Source organism: Binatus sp. (SeqCode), from assembly GCF_036522015.1.
Lineage (GTDB): Bacteria > Desulfobacterota > Binatia > Binatales > Binataceae > Binatus.
In genome coordinates, this window is the sequence record NZ_DATDGQ010000241.1 from 1 (window position 1) to 2,962 (window position 2,962).

Consider the following 2,962-nt stretch of genomic DNA (forward strand, 5'->3'; position numbering starts at 1 on the left):
AGCATGAACGACTTGTAGTCGTCGCTCAGCAGCGGCTTGAACACCCGCCGCGCCAGCGTGACTTCAGCCGCAGCGACGATCGCCGCGGGCCTGCTGTTCGACGTCATCGCGCCGTCCCATCGGCGGATTTCGCCGAGCGCCCATCGCACGTCCTGGTCGTCGCCGTCACCCGCCTGCACGAGCGCGTCGCGCAGCTTGAGCGCGAAGAGCGACACGCGATCGCGCTGGATCGTTTTAAAATCATCGATGGTCATCTTCTCGCGCGCGCGCAGCAGGTCCGAGATACGGTCGTAGCGCCACGGCGGCGCCCAGCTTCCATTCCACGACACGTCGGACAGCCGATTGTTGGCGGTGACGATAAAATGGTTCGGCGGATTCTCGCTATGCGGCAGACTGTCGAACGAAAGCATCCCGTTCCACTCGAATTTCCCGGTGAAGCCGGGAGTCGGGTACTTGCCGTCGAAGCTCGCGCGATTCGGTATCGCGCCAACGATTTTCCATCCGATATTTCCTGAATCATCGCCCCAAACCAGATTGAGCGGCGTCGTAGTGAACGTGCGATACGCCTCGACCAGCTCCTTTCCCGAGCGCGCGGTGGCCGAGCCGAATCCCGACGCTGACGACGGGCCGGGAGTCAGCCCCGCAAAGCGCATCGACAGCGCGTAATTTCCCCGCACCTTGACGCTGCTCAGCGGATTGTCCTCGCGCGCGAGCACATCGCTGACGATAGGCCCGTGCTGCGTCGAGAGAATCGTCCGCGTCACGTCGGCCGCGTCTCTGACGTGAATCGTCACGTCGCGCCGTTCGAGTGGGAGCCACTTTCCCTGGAACTCGTAACTTTTGCCGTCCGCAGACAGATGCTCGAGGCTGAGATCCATCACGTCCGCGCACACGCTGGTCACACCCCACGCGACATGGCCGTTAGTGCCGATCGCAACCGCCGGCGAACCAGCAGCCAACGCGCCCGAGGTGAAACCGTCGGGAGTGACCAGCACCGCCTCGTACCAAATCGACGGCATCGATTGCGGCAGATGCGGGTCGTTCGCAAGCATCGGCTTGCCCGACATCGTCATGGTGCCATCGACCACCCAGTTGTTGCTCGCCGGGATGCCCAGGTGGCCGAGTCGAGCGAAGCCGGGCGCGAGATGAAACGCGAGCTTCGCGCCGCCGAAGGCCGCGGTCGTCTCGGGCGGCGGCGGCTCCAGCGGGAGCGTCGGATACACCGGCATCAGCGAGGCGATCTCGCTCGGCGCCATCTTCGGCGCGAGGTTCATGTACAGCGATTCCTCGGTCGCGTTGTAACCGAGCAGCACCGCAATCGTCAGCGCGCCCGCTTCGAGATCCTCGGCCGTGTAGTGCGCGGGCTTGATACCGACCAGCCGAAATGCGGGCTCGAGACTGTTCTGATGAGCGTCGATGTATGCGTTGATGCCGCCGACGAACGCGTCCAGCTGTGCACGCATCTCGGGCGGGTACATCGCGACGCTGTCGTGCGCAAATTTCTCAGGATCGAACAGCCGGTAAACGTAATCGCTTTCGACCAGGTCGGCGCCAAACACTTCGGCGAGACGCCCCTCCGCCAGCCGCCGGCGCATCTCGAGTTGGAACAATCGATCCTGCGCTTGCGTGTAGCCGAGAGCGCGCGCGAGGTCGAGCCGGTTCTGCGCGTAGATGTGCGGAATGCCGGCCGCGTCGCGAATCACCTTGACCGGCGCACTCAGCCCGTCGAGCTTGACGACACCAGATTCGGGCGCGAGCCCGCTAAGGGTCGTTTGGTAGAACAGCCCGGTTACCACCGCCACGAAGACGAACGCGACGACGAGCCCGACCACGGCGCGTCTGCGCGCTCGCGGCGAATGATAGAAACGGCGTCGCGAAACCTCGGCTGGATGCTGCGCCATTGGATGCACACTGCATCGGCAAAGACTGTGCGTGCAAGTGCCTGAGGTGCAGGTTGAATCGCAGAACCCTCACCTACCGGCGGCTGCGCCCGCCGGCCTCCTCTCCCGTAAAATAACGGGCGAGGTAAGAAAGACCGCGCCGCGGCCTTCAAACCTTTCTAACAGGGACGAAGTCCCGCATCTTTTCTTTTCCTGATACCGGGTGCAGGGGTCACCCCTGCCGAAGGAGGTGTGGAACCCACGCGGGTTCCACATTCAATTAATTGGGCACTGAGTCGGCGTCGCCTTTGCGGACGCCCATCAGGTAGGCCTGGATGAAATCGTCGATCGCGCCGTCGAGTACTGCGCTGGTGTTGCCGACCTCGACGCCGGTGCGATGGTCCTTGACCATCTGGTACGGCTGCAGGACGTAGGAGCGAATCTGGCTGCCCCACGCGATATCTTTTTTGTCCTTGCTGAATTTCTCGAGCTCTTCTTTCTTCTTGCGCTGCTCGAGTTCGAACAGCCGCGCGCGCAATATCTTCATCGCCATCGCACGATTCTTATGCTGCGAGCGTTCGTTCTGGCAGGTCACGACGATGTTGGTCGGGAGATGCGTGAAACGCACGGCGGAGTCGGTCTTGTTGACGTGCTGACCGCCTGCGCCTGAGGCGCGAAACGTATCAATTCGCAGATCCGCGGGATTGATCACGATCTCGATCGTGTCGTCGACTTCCGGGAACACAAAGACCGAAGCGAACGACGTATGCCGTCGCGCGTTCGAGTCGTACGGCGAGATTCGCACAAGCCGATGAATGCCGGCCTCGGCCCGCAAATATCCGTACGCGAAATCTCCTTCGACGGTGACGGTCGCGCTCTTGATTCCAGCGCCATCGCCCGGTTGCAAGTCCGCAATCTCGGTTTTGAAGCCGCGCCGCTCGGCCCATCGCAGATAAAGCCGCAGCAACATCTCGGCCCAGTCCTGCGCCTCCTGGCCGCCGGCGCCCGGATGTATCGAAAGGATCGCGCCGAGTCGATCGTATTCGCCGCTCAGCATCAGCCGCAGTTCCTGGCGATCGAGC

General features: G+C 62.7%; 2 protein-coding genes. Both read right to left on the reverse strand.

The annotated features are described in order from the left end of the window. On the reverse strand, positions 1-1,901 hold a 1,901-nt coding region (locus tag VIW95_RS10375; RefSeq protein ID WP_331586115.1), incomplete at its 3' end, for a penicillin acylase family protein. A 259-nt stretch (positions 1,902-2,160) separates the two neighbouring features. Beyond that, positions 2,161-2,962, reverse strand: an 802-nt coding sequence (prfB, locus tag VIW95_RS10380) for a peptide chain release factor 2 (protein ID WP_331586117.1), incomplete at its 5' end; no start/stop codon positions are given.